The sequence below is a fragment of the Gilvimarinus sp. F26214L genome (assembly GCF_054401055.1).
Genome location: NZ_JBTIYG010000002.1, coordinates 22,140 through 37,289, shown reverse-complemented (window position 1 = coordinate 37,289; position 15,150 = coordinate 22,140). Strand labels below are relative to the sequence as shown.

At 60.2% G+C, this 15,150-nt stretch carries 16 protein-coding genes; 10 read left to right on the top strand and 6 right to left on the bottom strand.

Annotation, left to right across the window (positions count from 1 at the left end):
• Window positions 1–47 precede the first annotated feature (47 nt).
• Window positions 48–2,363 carry a heavy metal translocating P-type ATPase gene (locus ACURWW_RS02405; protein WP_445615424.1) on the top strand — a complete coding sequence of 772 codons (2,316 nt, stop codon included), beginning with the start codon at window positions 48–50 and terminating at the stop codon, window positions 2,361–2,363.
• Between the two features lie 20 nt (window positions 2,364–2,383).
• Here the strand turns inward: ACURWW_RS02405 and ACURWW_RS02400 are convergent, their stop codons facing one another.
• On the bottom strand, window positions 2,384–2,641 hold the full coding sequence (locus tag ACURWW_RS02400) for a hypothetical protein (RefSeq protein ID WP_445615423.1): 258 nt from the start codon (window positions 2,639–2,641) through the stop codon (window positions 2,384–2,386).
• Window positions 2,642–2,999: 358 nt separating this feature from the next.
• Between ACURWW_RS02400 and ACURWW_RS02395 the strand changes: the two genes are divergently transcribed.
• Window positions 3,000–3,479 (top strand): hypothetical protein, encoded by a 480-nt coding sequence (locus ACURWW_RS02395; protein WP_445615422.1) that lies wholly within the window; start codon window positions 3,000–3,002, stop codon window positions 3,477–3,479.
• Here the strand turns inward: ACURWW_RS02395 and ACURWW_RS02390 are convergent.
• On the bottom strand, window positions 3,451–4,512 hold the full coding sequence (locus ACURWW_RS02390) for a hypothetical protein (RefSeq protein WP_445615421.1): 1,062 nt from the start codon (window positions 4,510–4,512) through the stop codon (window positions 3,451–3,453). The two genes, ACURWW_RS02395 and ACURWW_RS02390, sit on opposite strands and share 29 nt — an antisense overlap.
• A 196-nt stretch (window positions 4,513–4,708) precedes the next feature.
• Here ACURWW_RS02390 and ACURWW_RS02385 point away from each other — a divergent pair, with 196 nt between their 5' ends.
• On the top strand, window positions 4,709–5,185 hold the full coding sequence (locus ACURWW_RS02385; protein WP_445615420.1) for a GrpB family protein: 477 nt from the start codon (window positions 4,709–4,711) through the stop codon (window positions 5,183–5,185).
• A 62-nt stretch (window positions 5,186–5,247) separates the two neighbouring features.
• Here the strand turns inward: ACURWW_RS02385 and ACURWW_RS02380 are convergent, their stop codons facing one another.
• Complete coding sequence (locus ACURWW_RS02380; RefSeq protein WP_445615419.1) at window positions 5,248–6,687, bottom strand: hypothetical protein; 1,440 nt, start codon at window positions 6,685–6,687, stop codon at window positions 5,248–5,250.
• 351 nt (window positions 6,688–7,038) lie between these two features.
• Between ACURWW_RS02380 and ACURWW_RS02375 the strand changes: the two genes are divergently transcribed.
• From ACURWW_RS02375 to ACURWW_RS02360, 4 genes are all read left to right on the top strand, one after another.
• Window positions 7,039–7,443, top strand: a complete 405-nt coding sequence (locus ACURWW_RS02375) for a VOC family protein (RefSeq protein WP_445615418.1) — start codon at window positions 7,039–7,041, stop codon at window positions 7,441–7,443.
• 181 nt (window positions 7,444–7,624) lie between these two features.
• Window positions 7,625–8,041, top strand: coding sequence for a nucleoside diphosphate kinase regulator (rnk, locus tag ACURWW_RS02370; protein ID WP_445615417.1), 417 nt, complete (start codon window positions 7,625–7,627; stop codon window positions 8,039–8,041).
• 75 nt (window positions 8,042–8,116) lie between these two features.
• The gene (locus ACURWW_RS02365) at window positions 8,117–8,854 is read left to right on the top strand and encodes a DUF2459 domain-containing protein (protein ID WP_445615416.1); all 738 of its coding nucleotides are present in this window, start codon (window positions 8,117–8,119) and stop codon (window positions 8,852–8,854) included.
• A gap of 103 nt (window positions 8,855–8,957) precedes the next feature.
• Window positions 8,958–9,485, top strand: a complete 528-nt coding sequence (locus tag ACURWW_RS02360) for a c-type cytochrome (RefSeq protein ID WP_445615415.1) — start codon at window positions 8,958–8,960, stop codon at window positions 9,483–9,485.
• Window positions 9,486–9,932: 447 nt separating this feature from the next.
• Here the strand turns inward: ACURWW_RS02360 and ACURWW_RS02355 are convergent, their stop codons facing one another.
• The 3 genes from ACURWW_RS02355 to ACURWW_RS02345 form a co-directional block, all read right to left on the bottom strand.
• On the bottom strand, window positions 9,933–10,538 hold the full coding sequence (locus ACURWW_RS02355) for a GNAT family N-acetyltransferase (RefSeq protein WP_445615414.1): 606 nt from the start codon (window positions 10,536–10,538) through the stop codon (window positions 9,933–9,935).
• Window positions 10,511–10,966, bottom strand: a complete 456-nt coding sequence (locus ACURWW_RS02350; protein WP_445615413.1) for a hypothetical protein — start codon at window positions 10,964–10,966, stop codon at window positions 10,511–10,513. The genes ACURWW_RS02355 and ACURWW_RS02350 overlap by 28 nt, the downstream gene beginning before the upstream one ends.
• 197 nt (window positions 10,967–11,163) lie before the next feature.
• Window positions 11,164–11,667, bottom strand: a complete 504-nt coding sequence (locus tag ACURWW_RS02345) for a GNAT family N-acetyltransferase (protein ID WP_445615412.1) — start codon at window positions 11,665–11,667, stop codon at window positions 11,164–11,166.
• Window positions 11,668–11,846: 179 nt separating this feature from the next.
• Here ACURWW_RS02345 and hisC point away from each other — a divergent pair, with 179 nt between their 5' ends.
• From hisC to ACURWW_RS02330, 3 genes are all read left to right on the top strand, one after another.
• Window positions 11,847–12,908 carry a histidinol-phosphate transaminase gene (hisC, locus tag ACURWW_RS02340; protein WP_445615411.1) on the top strand — a complete coding sequence of 354 codons (1,062 nt, stop codon included), beginning with the start codon at window positions 11,847–11,849 and terminating at the stop codon, window positions 12,906–12,908.
• A gap of 57 nt (window positions 12,909–12,965) precedes the next feature.
• Complete coding sequence (locus ACURWW_RS02335) at window positions 12,966–13,865, top strand: DMT family transporter (RefSeq protein WP_445615410.1); 900 nt, start codon at window positions 12,966–12,968, stop codon at window positions 13,863–13,865.
• A 97-nt stretch (window positions 13,866–13,962) separates the two neighbouring features.
• Window positions 13,963–15,147, top strand: a complete 1,185-nt coding sequence (locus ACURWW_RS02330; RefSeq protein ID WP_445615409.1) for an acyl-CoA dehydrogenase — start codon at window positions 13,963–13,965, stop codon at window positions 15,145–15,147.
• The last annotated feature ends 3 nt before the right edge of the window (window positions 15,148–15,150 follow it).

Sequence of the window (15,150 nt, the reverse complement as noted above, 5' to 3'; positions counted from 1 at the left end):
TGGAGATAACGCCGCCTTCACTGCGGTCGCTCACGGAGTATGGCCATATGGATCACAAAGAGACCTCCAGCTGCGCGCATGACCACAACCAGCACGCTCCGACGGAACTGAAAGATCCGGTCTGCGGCATGAGTGTCACTGTCGAATCACCCCACCACTATGAACACCACGGCGAGGACTTCTATTTTTGCAGCGCCACCTGCAAGGACAAGTTCGCCGCCGATCCCGACAAATACCTGAACGGCGAGCCCGAGCCCGGCAATGAAAACGCCTGGTACACCTGCCCCATGCACCCAGAGGTGCGGCAGCTCGGCCCGGGAACCTGCCCCAAATGCGGCATGGCCCTGGAGGCGGAGGCACCGAGCTTGGAGGACAGGGAGGACCCTGAGCTTACCGATTTTCGGCGCCGCTTCTGGTGGAGTCTGCCGCTCACAGTGGCGGTGGTTGCGCTCGCCATGCTCGGCCACGGCTATCTGCCGATCAGTGGTGGCGTCCGCGTCTGGATCGAGCTGGTGCTCACCACCCCTGTGGTGCTGTGGGCCGGGTTTCCGTTTTACGTCCGCGGCTTCCAGTCCATTGTCAATCGCAGTCCCAATATGTGGACGCTTATCATGCTGGGTACGGGCGCCGCCTACATTTACAGTGTGGTTGCCACTGTGGCGCCGGGGGTGTTCCCTCAGTCCTTCGCCATGAACGGAGAAGTGGGGGTGTACTTTGAGGCGGCAGCGGCCATCATCTCCCTCACCCTTATGGGCCAGATGTTCGAGCTCAAAGCCCGCGCCAAAACCTCTACCGCCATCAAAGCCCTGCTTCAACTGGCTCCCAAAACGGCCCGCCGAATCAATGCCGACGGCAGTGAGGAAGATGTGGAACTGGAGCAGGTGCAGGTGGGCGACCGCCTGCGAGTGCGCCCCGGCGAGAAGATCCCTGTGGACGGCGTGGTGGAAGACGGGGGTAGCGCCGTGGATGAATCCATGCTCACGGGCGAACCTCTCCCGGTCAGCAAAAAAAATGGCGACAAGGTTATTGGGGCGACCCAGAACACCAGCGGCAGTCTGATTATTCGATCCGAACGGGTGGGCCAGGAAACCACGCTCTCCCAGATCGTCAATCTGGTGGCCCAGGCACAGCGCTCCCGCGCGCCCATGCAGCGCATGGCGGACGTGGTATCCGGATATTTCGTGGTGATCGTCGCGGTTATCGCAGTACTGACGTTTTTCGCCTGGGGAATCTGGGGACCGTCACCAAGTTGGGCGTTTGGTCTGATCAACGCGGTGGCCGTGCTGATTATCGCCTGCCCCTGCGCCCTGGGCCTAGCCACTCCCATGTCCATCATGGTGGCCACCGGCAAGGCGGCGTCCCAGGGAGTCCTGTTCCGCGATGCCAGCGCCATAGAAGCCCTGCGCAAAGTGGACGCGATCATGGTAGACAAGACCGGAACGCTGACCGAAGGCAAGCCACGGTTTGATTCAACGGTTGCCGCGAACGGATTCAATGAGACCGACGTGCTCCGTATGGCCGCCAGCCTGGATCAGGGCAGCGAGCATCCCTTGGCGCGCGCCATCGTGGACGCCGCCCGTGAACAGGGCATCGCACTTGAACCGGCGGAGGATTTCGATTCGGCCAGTGGCGTTGGCGTGACCGGTACGGTGGGTGGAAAACAGATTGTGCTGGGCAATACGACACTGATGCAGCGCCACCGCATCGCGCCCGATTCCCTGACCGAAGAGGGAGACACGCTTCGCGCGCGAGGCGCCAGTGTGATCTACCTGGGAGTGGATGGGCAATTCGCGGGCATACTTGCGGTGGCGGATCCCATCAAGCCATCCACGTTCAAAGCGCTCCAGGATTTACGCAAACGTGGTGCACGGATCGTGATGGCCACCGGAGACGGCGAAATAACCGCCCGGGCGGTGGGTCGGGAACTGGGCATCGATGAAGTGCACGGCAGCATGACTCCGGATGCAAAGCTCCGGCTCGTGGAAAAGCTGCAAGCAGAAGGGCTGCGGGTTGCCATGGCCGGCGACGGCATTAACGATTCACCGGCGCTCGCGAAAGCGGACGTGGGTATCGCCATGGGCACCGGCACCGATGTGGCCATCGGCAGCGCCCAGCTGACTTTGGTGAAAGGCGATCTGCAAGGCATTGTCCACGCGCTGCGCCTCTCGGAACTAACCGTGAAGAACATGCGCCAGAATCTCGGCTTTGCCTTCCTCTACAACTCCATCGGCGTGCCCATTGCGGCCGGGGTGCTTTACCCTTTTGTGGGCTTGCTGCTCTCCCCGATGATCGCCGCCGCCGCCATGAGTTTCAGCTCAGTTTCCGTGGTCAGCAATGCCTTGCGTTTGCGTTATCAGAAATAAACGTTTGAAGCGCGGCTGGGTCAGGCGTCCCGGTCGCGCAAAATCTCGTACTGCAGGAGCGCTTCTTCCGGCTCACTGACGCCTCGGGCCCCGCGGTCTTCTATCGCCTCCCCCGGGTGGAAGACCTTCTCAGGATTGCACAGGCGTGAAGGATTGACGTAGTCGTTGAGAACCATCCAATTGATCAACGCCGAAACACACGCCTCGCGTGAAGAGAAATCTCCAGACTCCACGGCCTTGTTCACCAGGTTCTCCACTGCGGCAAGTTCTTGGCGCATGACACTTACTCCTCGGTAGATTCTGCTGCTGTTACGACGCCGGGAATGATCCGGTGTTCCAGCGGCCCTGTTGCACCGATCTGTCGCTTCAATTGCAAGAACTTGCGCAACATTTACAAATCAGCGAGCCCCGGCCTGGCATTGGGCGAACGGTGTCCGCGGCGCCTGGGCTCGCGCTTGGCGCGCACGCACCCGGCACGCTTCTTGTAATCCGGGTTGCTCCCGTGCTCCAGGACGAGTGCAGGAACCTGAACTTCTTCGCCAGCACTCCTACTCTGCCTCAGACGGATCTGTGTCGGTCTGCCGCGCACCGACAGGCGCCGCGGCTTCCCTTCAACCAGTCAGAAGGATACGCATCATGTTCATCGACGAGATTCAGACCGGGGACCTCAACTTCCCTTCCTACGTGGTGGGTGACGGGGTCCAGGCCGCAGCCATTAATCCGCCGTCCGATATCAATGCCTGCATTCAGGCGGCCCGGCTTCGGGGCGCGCAAATCACTCACGTTGTTTTGACCGCGAGCGACAAGGGGCTGAAGGTCTCAGCGGCTCGTCTGGCAGCTGCTACCAGTTCCAGACTGATCGCCGGCCCCTTGCACACGGGGTGGACCCCCCCGGAAGATGAGCGGTTCACACTCGGGGGAATGACTCTGGTGGTCCGCGCTACGAACGGTGCAGACCCAAACGGCCTGACGATTGTGGTACTCGACGCCGAGTTCTCCGAAGAACTGGCTGTGATCGGCGACCGCTCAATGCCCGGCACCGCTGAAGCTCCGTGGACGATGCCTCTCCTCTCCTCCCATCGTTCACCTATTCGCACTGTTCCAGGGGTTCCATGAGGGGCGCTGTGTGAACCTGGTACTGAAAGCCGAAGGAGGTTTCGCCGGCGCCGGGTAGCGGTCGAAGAGCGAGCACGACGGGGCAGGACACATAGCTGGTGTCCACCCCGAAGCGGGCGTTGCCCCTCGTCTCAACTCGATTCAATGCCCTGACCTCGGGAAGGGGCTGCTGCTCCACGAACGCGCGGGCCAGTGCCACCGCTTCATTCACGCACATCAACTCTGCCAGCATGGGGCCGTCCCCCTCGATGTTCACCGCGAACTGGCGGGGGTCCACGTCGTATGGCCCGTCAAGGATGAGCCCACCCTCGTGCATGTACGCCTGGATGCTCTCCTCCTGCATGTCCGGCTCCGCTGCGTCCTCACCGTTGATCCCCAGGCCCACATCGAGACGTCCGGTGCAGAAGTTCAGGCTGGCGGTAAAGCCCTCGCTGAATTTCTCCTTTAGATTCTCCCTGCCGACAGCCTGCAATTGCTCGCGAGCGCGGTCATCCGGTGAGCGAGAGAACAAAGAGGCGGCGCCACCCACTACCGAGGACCACAGCCCTTCGGTATCAACATCCACATCACCGATGGGCCGAAAGCTTACGGTCGGTTCGTCCAGAGGTTTGAACCAGAAGTGAAAAATCCTGTTCTCCTCGTCATAGCCCGCATCAAGGTTGCCCTCCACCCGAACATCGACCGCGAAGGTGGCATACTGGCTCAGCTCGAAATCGGCTCCGGCCTGCTGCTTTACCCGATACACCCAACGCCAACCCTGGCCGCCGAGGGCAATGCTCAGACGGGTACCGTCCACGTGGGCCGCACAGTCTTCCATCCACAGCGTCCCGCTTGTTGCCGATTCCCCTTCCCGGCTGCCGGTCTCCAGGTTGCGAAACCGATCGCGCATGTGGTCGCACACGTGCATCCCCGCCATCTGCGCCAGAGCTAATAGCAGATTGCTATCCCGTCCGCCGTCGGTTGCCTGTGCCCATCCTGGCGTGCCCGCCGCCAATCCCACAAGCAGGGTCACGACCGGCAAGAATCCCTTCATGTTCGAGTCCTGTTCCAGTTGCGCACGCACAAGCGCACTTCGGCAATGAAAGCACAGCAAACCTCTGCAGATTTGCATGGGGTGTGCCAGAAAAGCCCGGGGGTTAATGCAGGTCTGCGGCGTTTGCTACAATCCGTTGTGGTCGCAACCGGTGGGCGGCATTCTTCACACCCAACTGCTTCGAAAAGGACTTCCGATGCCGAGCCTGTTTTCATCTGCGGAAATTCGAGCCGCAACCAGTGCAGTGTATGCATCCCTGCGTTCAGAGCTTCTGCAGCTTCTTCCCAACGCCAACATTCAGGAAATCGGTTCGAGTTCAATCGTTGGTGCGTTGACCAAGGGGGACGTGGATATTCTCGTGTGTGTCCCCGAGAGTCAGTTCAATGTGGCAGTGGCTGCGATGCTACACCGGTTCGAGACCAACACTGGAATGGAAGATGTTCCGCAATTCGCCAGTTTCAAGGGAGTGCTCGACGACGTGGAATTCGGCATCCAACTCGCCTGTGACCACTGTCAGTTCGGGTTTGTCGCCTTCCGTGACCGTTTGAATTCAAGCCCTGATCTGGTGGAAGAGTACAACCGGGTAAAGCTGGCCGCGGCGGGATTGTCAATGAAGGAATACCGGGACCGGAAGTGGGAATTTATTGAGCGGGTGCTTTCTGCCGCCACGTAAACCGAGTCAAGAGCGAGCGCTTGAGAAGCGCCACGCCCTTGAACTGAAGCTGTGGTTCGGGTCTACTTGGTAACCGGCCAACTGAACTCGGTAGTGAAGCCATCAGGCGTTTCCACGGTCAGTTTGAGTGTTCCCGGGTCGGTATTTTCCCCCGGTAACAATGTCACCGGTCCGATTTCGGTTGCGCTGTTTGTATTCGGGAGGACCTCCCATTCAGATTTTCCTTGAATCTCCACGTTCTCGCCCGAGAAGGTCATTCGTGTTCCACCCGGGAGTGAATTGCCAAGGATATGGCACGGCAGGGCGGCACGGGGTGTACTGTCCGCGACAAAAAATTCAGGGAGGGTGTCGTCCACCTGCAGGTTGATGGTAGTTCCGGGTGCGGGGTTCAGCACTTCACGGGTCGGCCCAGGGGAAATACAATTCTCGATCCTGGGAATGGTGCCAGTGTACTTGAAGAGGACGGCATCGTCTCGCGATCTGGACAGGACAATCACTGCCTCTTCCCAGATCGTCACCGACGACGCCCCGGCGCATCCACCGCTCTTCAAACACGGACCATCCCAAACTTGACCGAGGTTCTCGGCGGGATCCCAATCTCCTTGGATTCCGCGTTCGGCGCTTTCGGAGTCAACAAAATCGTCGACGGCCGGATCAAACTGGCCATTTTCATCGAAATCAGCCCAGGCCTCGCTCAGGTCGGTGAAGTCCTCCCCTTGGTCGTAAATGCCGTTGTCGTTTTCGTCTTTGAAGTATTCCGCTCCGTTCGTGAATGCGAGCAAAGTAATCCGGCCGTCCCATGGTGTGTTGTCTCCATTGAGGCTCGTCCATGACACGGTGCAGGCGCCCCCTTCCAATGTGCACGACGGCGGTATCATCCCGGATTCGAGAGAGCGAAAGCTGACCTCCGTACCGTCGAAAGCAGGATTGCCGTACTGGTCAGCCCCCCGAATCGTTACTTCCACAGGAATGCCGTCCGTGTATGCCGCCCCCGTAGGTGCATAGTCGGAAAGTGAAATGTTGAAGCGGTCAGAGGCGGGAAGCCCAGTAGAAATTACGATATTTCGCGAGCGGCCCTCCCCACCTGTTCGGTCGTGTTTGGCGATAACCTGGATGGGTCCCTGGACGGTGCCGCTTACCAGATGAACCATGGCATTTCCGGAATCATCCGTATAGACCGTTTCGCTTGTCGGGTTCCCGTCCCGGTCCGGCTCCAAGGCGACACCGCCAGAATCTCGACTGAGGGAGAAGGTGACCGCATCATTTGCGATCGGCAAACCCGAGCGGTCGAGCAGCTGAAAAGTCACAGCGCTGGTTTGTTGCCCACCCATTCCCCGCAGGTGAAGCTGGGGAGGTTCGGCACCCACGAAGACAGGCGCGAGTCCTCGAGCGCCATCGCCCGTGCCGCCGCCATCACCGGTGGAGCCGTCCTGGCTGTCTTCGGCGTCTCCACCGGCACCTCCAAGGATAAGCCCCAATCGAATCAATGCCGTGCTGCGCATACCGCACTTCCTCTTGCTTTTGTGATAACCAGAGGTGTGCGAAACGCCGACCCCTGGCGATTTGTGAATTCCTTCAAAGTTTGACGACAATATCCCGCAGCACTTCAGGCCCGCGCAATGGTCGAGGTGGAATAAATAGATGACTGGCGCGAATAGGGGACGAGCTGCTTCGCAAGCGGGAACTTGTTGCATGACAAGGGCTTGCAGTCAAAAGTGAAGGTAAACTATCGATTTGCCATGATAGGGGGCAGGACGCCCGGCCACTGTCTGGCACCAACCATCGCGCCGGGCCGAACGGCTGGGTGTAGACTTGCTTGAAAGCTCCTTACGAAGATGGAAGGCTGAGCCCACATGGATTTTCTCGTTAACATTGATGTGGATGACCTGGAAAAGGCCATTCACTTCTACGAGGAGGCATTCGACTTTCACGTGGGACGCCGATTCGGAGCTGCCGGCGCGGAGCTGCTGGGCGGATCGGCGCCTGTTTACCTGCTTGCCAAGGAAGCCGGCACTCCGGTCTGCGAACACAGCACAGAGACACGACAATACAAGCGTCACTGGACTCCAACCCATCTGGACTTTGTGGTGAAGGACATCCACAAGGCGATTGAAAAGGCGCGCCGCTCCGGTGCTCTGCTCGAGAAACCCGTTGCGGTCCAGGCCTGGGGTAAACTCGCCTTGATGGCGGACCCGTTTGGCAACGGCTTTTGCCTTGTCCAGTTCCTGGGCCGGGGTTACGACGAAATCGCCGACTGAGCGCTGTTTTCGAACCCCCTCACAGGAGCAGGAGCGCACTGGGGCGGTCACAATATCAAAAGGCCTCACCACGGGACCTCAGCCGCCATTGCCAGACTCTTCGCGCCGGGCTATGGTTCGCGTTTTTCGGCTCCAAAACAGACGGCCCGCAGGCCACCCTTTGTTGACCAAGAGACTCTCAATGAAAAACAAACCCAACATCACGATTTCCACTCTGGACGCGGAACGCCTGGAGAACCTGCTCGATTCTCTGCCGGGTAATGCCTTTCCGGGCAAGCAGGCCCTTGAGGACGAGCTGGCCCGGGCCGACGTGGTGGAACCGCGCGATGTTCCCCCCACGGTGGTGACGATGAACTCCACCGTCCGGTTTAACGTAGTCTCGTCCGACGAAGAGTTTGAACTGACGCTGGTCTACCCAAAGGACGTGGACGCCAGTGGCAAAACCATCTCCATTCTGGCCCCCGTTGGGAGCGCACTCCTTGGCCTGTCACAAGGCGACGAAATCGAATGGCCCAGCCCGGGCCGCCGGGGTGTAATTACGGTGCGCATCGGCGAGGTCCTCTACCAGCCCGAAAGAGCGGGCGAGTATCACCGCTGATCGCGGGCCGGCGTCCACGGGAATAGAGCTGGAGTTGCCGCACGCAGGCTGACGCTCGTGGGGGCCGATCCCTTTATGGACAAGGCACTCAGATTCGAGACCCTTCGCAGATTCGTTCACTCCGGCGCCACAGCGACGCACTTCTGGTGCCTTTCCGTCGTGCTGAGTACCGGCCTGCTCAGTGCCTGCTCCTTCGGGCCCGCCGCTGTGACGGCACCCGGTGATTTTCAGGGCGGCGGCGATTACCCGGTCTTTGTCGTCAACCACGGTTGGCACACCGGGATCATTGTTCCCGCCCAATCCATCCGCCCCGCTCTTCTCGAACTCACCGCCCACTTTCCCGGCGCCGATTCGCTGGAGTTTGGCTGGGGCGACAAGGACTTCTACCAGGCGGATCAAGTAAGTTGGGGGCTGGCGGTCAAGGCGGCACTGTTGCCCACTGCAACAGTCGTGCGTGTCCGCTCGCTTCCCGAGCGCATGCAGTCCTATCTGGAAGCGACGGGCGCCGTCAAACTTTGCCTCGACCCTGCGGAGCTGGCCACCCTGGTCGCCTTTGTTCAGGGTAGCTTCAGCCGAGAGAGTGGTGAGATCGCCTCCCTGGGCGACAGCCTTCGCGACGGCAGTCGTTTCTATGATGGCAGTGGTCGTTACCACCTGTTCAACACCTGCAACTCCTGGACGGCCCGCGCCCTGAAAAGCCTGGGCATGGACTCCCACCCCTTCTGGAAACTGCGGGCGGAGAGCGTCATGGATTACCTGTACCAGAACTCCGCAGCCACACGGGTTTCCGCCACGGGCATGGTGTGCCCCTGATCCCGGCTTGAGATAGGCGGCTCGGGCCTGCGCCGACCGGAACCATTGTGCGCCGCCAATGCTCCATTGCTTGTCTTTATTCCTCTGGCAATGGAGTGTCTAAGTGAGATACTTTCTATACGGATTCGCCAGTGCCATCGCGCTCCTCGCCTTGACCATAGCCTTGATCATTTACAGCGGGCGCGCTCCCGTGTCGGCGGCCACCGCAAACACGCCACTGCTCGACTGGTTGCTTCACACCGGCTACGAACAAGCTCTGGCGCGACACGCTCCCGAGGTGGACATTCCACCCGACCTGGAAGCAGGTACGTTCCTGTTTCGCGGCGCGAGAAATTTCGAAGCCATGTGCCGGGGTTGCCATCTTCCTCCCGGTGCCCGGCCAACCGCGCTCAGCCGCGGCTTGAAACCCGCGCCCCCCGAGCTGACCCACATCATGCGCGAACGAACGCCGGCGGAGGCGTTCTGGGTTCTGCAAAACGGCGTTCACTTCACCGGCATGCCCGCCATCGGCCGGAGTCATTCAGACGAAGATCTGTGGGCACTGGTAGAATTCCTCCAACGCGCCAAGAACATGAGCCCCGAGGACTATGCCCGGGTGGTGGAGCTGGCCGGGCCGTTGGAGGATGGTTGATCGGCTTGGTTCGGGGATTCTGATCCGTTTGGCGATGAAGGCCGGCGTTTCGAAAACGCGGTGAATCCATCCCTGGAGCTCCCTCGCGTGGTCCCTCACGCGAGGGTTTCGAAACGCCGGCCTTCATCACCAAACTCCCATTGTGCGAAATTTGGGTTTCGCACATCGTTCCAGCTAATCAGCATTCGTGCGCGTAGGTTGGGTTAGGCGCAGCCGTAACCCAACATTTTGGTAGAGCATGAAGCGAGTTTGGAAATATGGTCAAACCATGGGCCACGGCCACGGACGCAATAAGGCCGCAGGTGGGAATAGTTTTTCACAGCATGGCTGAGAAAGAGGCTGTTCGGTAACACGATCTGATTGCCGGACAAGGCTCCGCTCGAAAGTTGTTGCCGCGATTCGGAACGTCGCACCGGGTGCAAGCCTCACCCGTTGAGATTCGGCTGTTTATTGTCGAAGCCTGGCGAACTGGCACAAGTCCATCACGTGCCCGTTTTTAAGCACCGCTTTGCGCTGTACCCCTTCGAGTTCATAGCCACATTTGAGCAGCACCTGCTGAGAGGCCACGTTGGGTGAAAAGACCTGGGCGTGCACGCGCAGCAGGTCGGTGGTATCGAAGACCTGTTCGGTCATTTGCCTTACGGCCTGGGTCGCGATTCCCCGTCCCCAGAAGTCCCGTCCCAGCCAATAGCCTATTTCGCCGCTCAGTTGCGCCTCGGCCTGGCCGAACACCACGCTGACGCCTCCGATGCAGATCCCATCGTAAGTGATGGCCGCATGCACGGCCTCGCTCTTGATTCCCTTGGTCAACCACCAGTAGGCATCCCGCATCGAATAGGGGTACGGGAATTGATCGCGAAGGTAGGTGCTAATTTCCGGGTGATTGGCGGCGGCGACCAGATCGTGAATGTCCGACAATCGAAAGGGGCGTAATTTGATCGGCATCCGATTGGCCGTCAATACTCCACTGTATTGGTTCAGCTCCAGGGGTTTGCCTTTGGTGGTGCGAATTCCGCCCGTGGACATCACCTGCTCTCGCCCTTCTTCTTCCACAGTTGGGGGCGCTTATACGCGTACAGATTCAGGGCGTACAGCCGCAACACCACGTAGCCCAACTCCAACAGATAAAAGGCATCGAAATAAAATTCACGCCCGTAACGGGGAACGCCCAGCAGCGGCAGGAAGAAGCAAAAGGCAATAGCCTCGAACAGGGCCAGATAAAAGAAGTAGCGCCAGAAAACCACATTGTAAAGGCGCACCGCATAGGTGAACCCATAAATGCCGAGTACGGAGACCAGGGTGACGCCGAAGTCCAGCACATCCATATAGCTGAGCTGGCGCATGGTGGGAACGTACACCGAGGTGGCAATGGCTACATAGAGGCTGAAAATGAAGTAGCCCTTCCAGAGAAACTGATAGCGTTGAGACGCTCGTTTCTCGCTGACTTTGGAACCTGGCGGCTCGAACGGATTTCGACTCATGACTACAGTATCCAAATTCCGCGTTTCCTGCTCCCTGGTCTCGCTAACCCGCCGTGGCGGGAGCGCGCCCAAGGTTGATGCATTCCCTTGCGGAATCAGTATTGCAACATGCTTGCCGGTGTCGGAAAAAAGTGCGGTATAGAGCGCTTATATTTTTTTGCGGCTGACCGCTGGGAGCGCTATCACGGGGAATGGCATTACCAGGGGAGGCTGTCCACGGCGATGCTACCGCGGGGCCATTCACCACGCAGTGGAAACACCATGACCTGAGTGGGGCACGGAATCATCCCCTGAGGCTGGAGAATCACAACGGTTTCGTCGAGTCGCTGCCAGCCGTGCCGTTGGTAAAAAGGCACCAGGGCTTCCCTGCAAAAAAGCATACCGGCGTCGAGGGACCATTCCTCTTTGAAGATGCGCAGGGCCTCGGTTAACACCCTGCCTGCATAGCCCCAGCCCTGCAGATCCGGGGGCGTTGCCACACCGCCAATGCCGCCGACCTCCAGCGTGCGTTCGCCCACGCGAACGCTCTGGCGAATGAGGCCACAAGTACTCAAAGGGCTGTTTTGCTGATGGAGAACAAGGCTGACCTGCTTGGGGCGCCATATGAGGTGCAGGCCCTCGGAACGGAAGATGTCGTGCCCCCAGCCGTAAAGGCGGCGCCTTTCCTCCTCGGAAAGGGAGACACAGCGTTTGAATTCCATGAGTCCACCTGTCGCCCGAGCGGGCCTCACCGGATGTGCGGCAACGCATCTGCCGAAGAAGGATTGCAGAAGCTCCGGAGTAAGTAAAGCCAGGCTCCGGTCCCGCTCTGTCGCGCCTTGATTCACGGGTTCGGCCCAATCATACTGGGCAGTTCCCCTTCCCCATCGAAGATTCCGTCATGAGCCAGTACTGGAGCGACATCGTTCACCAGCTCACGCCCTATGTGCCGGGCGAACAACCGAAGCTGAGCAATCTCGTCAAGCTCAACACCAACGAGAGCCCCTACGGCCCTTCGCCTGCTGTCATCGCCGCCATGCAGGCCGCCTTGGGCGATGAGCTTCGCCTGTATCCGGACCCCGGTTCCGACGGGTTGAAGCGGGCCATTGCCCGCTACTACGATTTGCAACCGGAGCAGGTTTTCGTGGGGAATGGCTCCGACGAAATTCTTGCGCACACCTTCAAGGCCCTGCTCAAGCACCGGGAACCGCTCCTCTTTCCCGATATCAGCTACAGCTTTTACCCGGTGTACTGCAAGTTGTACGAAATCGAGGCGCGCCCCGTGCCACTGAGGGACGACTTTTCAATAGCCGTGGACGATTTTCATTCGCCCAACGGTGGCGTCATTCTGCCCAACCCCAATGCTCCCACAGGTCGCCTGTTGCCGCTGTCCGACATCGAAGCGCTGCTGCAAGCCAACAGCCAGTCCGTTGTGGTGATCGACGAAGCCTACATCGACTTCGGCGGGGAGAGCGCCGCTTCCCTGGTAACTCGCTACCCGAACCTGCTGGTAATCCAGACCCTGTCCAAATCCCGGGCCCTCGCCGGGCTGCGGGTCGGTTTCGCGTTGGGGGACGCGGGGCTCATCGAAGGTCTGGAGCGAGTGAAGGACAGTTTCAACTCCTATCCGCTCGGAAGAGTCGCCCAGGCGGGCGCGATTGCCGCCATGGAAGACCGGGAGTACTTCGAAACCACCTGCGCCAAGGTGATCGCCACCCGCGAAACCCTGTCGGCCGGCCTTACGAAACTGGGCTTTGAGGTGATCCCCTCCGCGGCCAACTTTGTGTTCACTCGCCGCCCGGGGTGGGGTGCTGCGGACCTGGCCGCGCGCCTGCGGGAGGATGGCATCATTGTCCGCCACTTCCGGCAGCCCCGAGTCGAGGACTACTTGCGAATCAGTGTTGGGACTGATGCCGAGATCGAGCGCCTGCTCGCCTCCCTGCAACACATTCTCGCGGGGTAAGTGCCCCGTGACTGTGCAGGGACGGAGTTCGGGGAAGCCCGACTCCCGGGCGCTGGCATGAGCCCGGTCGCACGCCGGCTGCTGCCGGTCATTCTTGTCTTTATTCTCGGTTCGCTCTGGGGGCTGCATTTCTCCCTCATCAAGATCGCCAGCGAATCCGACCTGCCGCCACCGCTGATCACCGTGGTCACGACCCTGGGGGTGAGTCTGGTTTACATCCTCATCGGCCTCAGCCGGGGCCGCTATCCGGTGTTTGCTCCGGCACCGGTGGTGTTTTACGCCAGCTGTGCCCTGCTCGGCTATGTCCTCCCCATCTTTGTGGAATTGTTTGTCGCACGCCACATGGCGGCGGGCCTGCTCACGCTTATTGTGTCCACCACACCCGTGTTCACACTGGTAATGGCGCTGACCGCGAAGACCGAGCCGGTCAGCCCCAAGCGGATGCTGGGCGTCGCAGTGGGCGCCGGTGCGGCCGCCATGATCCTGCTGCCCCGGGCCTTCGGCACCGCCTCCGCCGGTTTCAGTTGGGTCGCCCTCGCCTTCATCGTTCCCTTGAGTTACGGGATCTTCCACAACTACGTGGCCAGAGCCTGGCCCGAGGGAATGGACACCTGGCAGGTGGGGGCGGGCCAGATGGTGGCGGCACTGGTGATGATGCTGCCTTTATACCTCCTGTTCGCCGATCCGCTCACCCCGGACTTCAGCTCCTGGCGGCAGGTGCACTGGGCCATCGCCGCCATGATCGTGTTTGCCGTGGCAGAGGTTTACCTCTACTTCACTATCATTCGCATGGCTGGCGCGGTGGTGGTGTCCCTGTCCAACTTCATTACCATCGCCGCGGGTGTGATCTGGGGGATGCTCATCTTCAACGAACAGCCTACCGCCTGGGACTGGATCTGCGTGGCCATTCTCATGCTCTCCCTGGGCCTGGTCATCGAGTATCGTAAACGCGGGTAAAGGTCCGGGCCGCGCGGGCCCGGGGCGCTGACTTGACTGGCGGTTCTTGCTATAGTGCCCCGCTATTTTTTTGACGCATCTTTTGGAGGTAAGCCGCATGTCCGGTACTCAATGGGCGAAATTCAACTGGGAAGACCCCTTCCTGCTGGACGACCAGCTGACGGAAGAAGAGCGCATGGTCCGCGACACGGCTCATCAATATTGTCAGTCCAAACTCCTGCCTCGTGTGCGGGATGCCTTCCGCACCGAAACCACCGACCCGGCCATCTTCCGTGAGATGGGCGAGCTGGGTCTGCTGGGCGCGCCCATCGAAGGTTACGGCTGTCCCGGCGTGAACTACGTAAGCTACGGCTTAATTGCGCGGGAAGTGGAGCGGGTCGATTCCGGCTACCGCTCCATGATGAGTGTGCAGTCCAGTCTGGTCATGTTCCCCATCTATAACTACGGCAGCGAAGAGCAGAAGCAGAAGTACCTGCCCAAGCTGGCCAGTGGTGAATACATCGGCTGTTTCGGTCTCACTGAGCCGGACCACGGCTCGGACCCCGGTGGCATGGTCACGCGTGCCAAGAAGGTGGCGGGCGGCTACCAGCTCAACGGCGCCAAGATGTGGATCAGCAACTCCCCCATCGCCGATGTGTTCGTGGTCTGGGCCAAGACCGAGGACAATGTCATCCGCGGTTTCATCCTGGACAAGGGCATGAAAGGCCTGTCCGCCCCCAAGATCGAAGGCAAGCTGGCACTGCGGGCCTCCATCACCGGCGAAATCGTGATGGACAACGTCTTCGTCCCGGAAGAGAACCTGCTGCCGGGCGTTGAAGGCCTGAAGGGTCCATTTGGCTGCCTGAACAGTGCCCGCCTGGGTATCTCCTGGGGCGCCCTGGGAGCGGCGGAGGCCTGCTGGCACGCGGCCCGCGAATACACCATGGACCGCAAGCAGTTCGGCCGCCCCCTGGCCGCCAACCAGCTCATCCAGAAGAAGCTGGCGGTCATGCAGACGGAAATCAGCCTGGGCCTGCAGGGCTGCCTGCGCGCGACCCGTATGAAAGACGAGGGCAAGCTGGCGCCGGAAGTCATCTCCCTGCTCAAGCGCAACAGCTGCGTCAAGGCTCTGAACGTGGCGCGCGAAGCCCGCGACATGCACGGCGGTAACGGAATTTCCGACGAATATCCGGTCATGCGCCACATGGTGAATCTGGAAGTGGTGAATACCTATGAAGGTACTCAGGACATTCACGCCCTGATCCTGGGCCGCGGCCAGACGGGCATTCAGGCTTTCTTCTAGGCC

Excerpts from the sequence above, each read along its gene's own strand:
- ACURWW_RS02390 (WP_445615421.1), bottom strand. The coding sequence starts at position 4,512 with ATGAAGGGATTCTTGCCGGTCGTGACCCTGCTTGTGGGATTGGCGGCG.
- ACURWW_RS02345 (WP_445615412.1), bottom strand. The coding sequence starts at position 11,667 with ATGGAATTCAAACGCTGTGTCTCCCTTTCCGAGGAGGAAAGGCGCCGC.
- ACURWW_RS02405 (WP_445615424.1), top strand. The coding sequence starts at position 48 with ATGGATCACAAAGAGACCTCCAGCTGCGCGCATGACCACAACCAGCAC.
- ACURWW_RS02365 (WP_445615416.1), top strand. The coding sequence starts at position 8,117 with ATGGACAAGGCACTCAGATTCGAGACCCTTCGCAGATTCGTTCACTCC.
- ACURWW_RS02375 (WP_445615418.1), top strand. The coding sequence starts at position 7,039 with ATGGATTTTCTCGTTAACATTGATGTGGATGACCTGGAAAAGGCCATT.
- ACURWW_RS02400 (WP_445615423.1), bottom strand. The coding sequence starts at position 2,641 with ATGCGCCAAGAACTTGCCGCAGTGGAGAACCTGGTGAACAAGGCCGTG.
- rnk (WP_445615417.1), top strand. The coding sequence starts at position 7,625 with ATGAAAAACAAACCCAACATCACGATTTCCACTCTGGACGCGGAACGC.
- hisC (WP_445615411.1), top strand. The coding sequence starts at position 11,847 with ATGAGCCAGTACTGGAGCGACATCGTTCACCAGCTCACGCCCTATGTG.
- ACURWW_RS02330 (WP_445615409.1), top strand. The coding sequence starts at position 13,963 with ATGTCCGGTACTCAATGGGCGAAATTCAACTGGGAAGACCCCTTCCTG.
- ACURWW_RS02395 (WP_445615422.1), top strand. The coding sequence starts at position 3,000 with ATGTTCATCGACGAGATTCAGACCGGGGACCTCAACTTCCCTTCCTAC.
- ACURWW_RS02350 (WP_445615413.1), bottom strand. The coding sequence starts at position 10,966 with ATGAGTCGAAATCCGTTCGAGCCGCCAGGTTCCAAAGTCAGCGAGAAA.
- ACURWW_RS02380 (WP_445615419.1), bottom strand. The coding sequence starts at position 6,687 with ATGCGCAGCACGGCATTGATTCGATTGGGGCTTATCCTTGGAGGTGCC.
- ACURWW_RS02335 (WP_445615410.1), top strand. The coding sequence starts at position 12,966 with ATGAGCCCGGTCGCACGCCGGCTGCTGCCGGTCATTCTTGTCTTTATT.
- ACURWW_RS02385 (WP_445615420.1), top strand. The coding sequence starts at position 4,709 with ATGCCGAGCCTGTTTTCATCTGCGGAAATTCGAGCCGCAACCAGTGCA.